The sequence below is a fragment of the Pseudomonas sp. Pseusp11 genome, assembly GCF_047304405.1.
In the GTDB taxonomy this organism is placed as follows: Bacteria; Pseudomonadota; Gammaproteobacteria; order Pseudomonadales; family Pseudomonadaceae; genus Aquipseudomonas.
Genome location: NZ_JBGLZF010000093.1, coordinates 1 through 1310, shown reverse-complemented (window position 1 = coordinate 1310; position 1310 = coordinate 1). Strand labels below are relative to the sequence as shown.

Genomic DNA, 1310 nt, shown 5'->3' with positions numbered 1-1310 from the left:
TGTCTAGTCCTGAAATAGGTTTACACCTGTTTCACCCCAACGCCCGATGCACCGCATCGGGCGTTTTGTATTTCAGGGACAGATGCGGACGCTCCTGGTTGTAAATCAGGATCGCCTCTCGCACCATCCGTTCAGCCTGTACCAGATCTTTAGGTCGATGGAGCAGGAACTCGCCTTTCAAGATGCCATTGACCCGCTCTGCCAAAGCATTTTGATAACAGTCATAGCCATCGGTCATCGAGCAGGTAATGTCGTGTCTGGCGTGCAGCTTTTGGTAGAGATCAGAGCAGTACTGCACCCCTCGATCCGAGTGATGCACCAACCTCTGGCGCGTTCGACGCGTTTTCAAGGCCATGCGCAAGGCCTGGGCTACCGAGTCGGCATGCAGCCTGCCATGCACGTGATAACCAACAATTTTTCTCGAGTAAGCATCCGTCACTAAGCTCAGATAAGCCGGATCATTGCGCGTGGTGGACAGGTAAGTAATGTCAGCCACCCAGACCTGTTCCGGCCCCGTAGCGACGATTTGCTGCGGGCCTGGCTTCAGTAGGTTGGGATGGCAGCGGAAGCGATGATGGCTGTCGGTCGTCTTGTGATAGGCCCGTTTTCTACGAACCAGTTGGCGATGATCGCGCAAGACCTCGAACAAACGATCCCGACCGACATGCAATTCCTGCTTTTCTGGATCCGCATGCATCAGCGAGTGCAACTTGCGGGTGCCAATGCAAGGTTGGCGTACGCGGATCTCCTGCACAAACCTGATGAGTTTCTGATCTTGCTCGATTCGAGCTCGATAGACCCGATCACGCTTGTAATAGGCTTGGCGACTGATTCCCATGAACTGGCAAGCCCTGCTGACACTCAGGGTTTGGGTTTGCGCAACGACTTGCCGGGCCGCTTTTTTATGACAGACACACCGTAGTCGTTCTTCAGCACTTCGACTACATCCTCAAAGAATTTGGCTTTCTGATTGGCCAGTGCCAGCTGTTCCTCGAGTTCTTTGATTCTCTGCTCGGGGGTGGGTGGTAAGGTCGGCTTGTCCATCGGTCGGGGCCTTTGGGAGCGAATGGAAGCACCTTGGCTCCAGTCCTGCCGACCATGCTTACGTAACCAGACCAGCACTGTCGACCGGCCCTGAATCCCATAGCGCCGTTGAGCTTCTTTATAACTCAACTCGCCTTTTTCAACTTGGTCAACGACCGACAATTTAAAAGTCAGCGTGTAATCTCGCTGACTGCGTTTTGTGCCCGTATCCATTGCACCTTCCTGATAAGAAGCCAGAAGGTGTAAACCTTATTCAGGACGAAGCA

General features: G+C 53.4%; 1 protein-coding gene. It reads right to left on the bottom strand.

Going from position 1 to position 1310, the window contains the following annotated elements; translation table 11 throughout:
• Nucleotides 1-31: 31 nt before the first annotated feature.
• Nucleotides 32-1257, bottom strand: a protein-coding gene (locus tag ACCC96_RS30275; protein ID WP_413697741.1) for an IS3 family transposase whose coding sequence is annotated in 2 segments (ribosomal slippage) — nt 32-906 and nt 906-1257 — 1227 coding nt in all. Because the reading frame shifts where the segments join, the coding sequence is not laid out codon by codon here.
• Between the last annotated feature and the right edge of the window lie 53 nt (nt 1258-1310).